We start from the raw sequence: 1037 nt of genomic DNA, 5'->3' as shown, positions 1-1037 counted from the left end.
CATATCCGCCATGAATTTGAACGGCTTGATCACATGCACGCATGCATATTTCCGAAGCAAATAATTTCGCAAATGCCGCTTCCTTTTTAAATGCTCGTCCTTGATCCTTTAACCAAGCTGCTTTGAAAACCATATTCCGGGCTAATTCGATATTCATTGCCATGTCAGCTAATTTAAATTGGATTGCCTGGAAGTTGGATAAACTCTTTCCAAACTGTTTTCTTTCTTTTGCATATTGAAGAGATTTTTCAAATGCTCCTTGAGCAATACCTACAGCCATGGCACCAATTCCAATTCTTCCGCCATCAAGAGTAGCTAAAAATTGCTTGTAACCGTTTCCATTTGTGCCCAGCAGATTTTCTTTCGGAACTCTTACATTCTCCATGATAAGTTCTGTGGTATTTGAGGCATGAAGACCCATTTTTTCGTAGTTGTTGACCACAGTGAATCCTGGAGCATTAGTAGGAACAATAAATGCTGTGATTCCATTGATTCCTTTTGAGCGGTCTGTTACGGCGGTCACTGCAAGGTGATTAGCATAGCTTGCATTTGTAATAAAACATTTTGAGCCGTTAATGACCCACTCATCGCCATCAAGAACTGCTGTTGTTTGGGTTCCCCCTGCATCGGAGCCTGCATTCGGTTCAGTCAAACCAAATGCTCCGAAAGACTCTCCAGTACAAATTGGAGTTAAGTATTTCTCTTTTTGTTCGTGCGTACCAAATAAATTAAGAGGGGCCCCCCCTAATGAAATATGGGCTGAATATGTAATTCCTGTTGATGCGCAAACACGACTAAGTTCTTCAACGACAATTGCAAAGCTGACAGTGTCGGCTTCACCTCCACCGTATTGTTCAGGGAAAGGCAGACCCATAATCCCTAACTCTGCTAATTTAGAAAAAATTTCTTTAGGGAATTCCCCCGTTCGATCACGTTCATCTGCTCCAGGAGCAACTTCTGCATCAGCAAAATCTCGAATTAATTTGCGTATCATCTCTTGTTCTTTCGTTAAATCAAAATTCATTTATCTACAACTC

At 41.1% G+C, this 1037-nt stretch carries 1 protein-coding gene; it reads right to left on the bottom strand.

The window, feature by feature from the left end:
• Positions 1 to 1024, bottom strand: a 1024-nt coding sequence (locus V7137_RS01710; protein ID WP_335696473.1) for an acyl-CoA dehydrogenase family protein, incomplete at its 3' end; no start/stop codon positions are given.
• Positions 1025 to 1037 lie beyond the last annotated feature (13 nt).

It is taken from the genome of Neobacillus drentensis, assembly GCF_036962765.1.
GTDB classification, from domain to species: Bacteria; Bacillota; Bacilli; order Bacillales; family Cytobacillaceae; genus Neobacillus; species Neobacillus drentensis_C.
The sequence above is the reverse complement of the archived record's forward strand: the minus strand, read 5'-3'. Positions and strand labels throughout refer to the sequence as shown.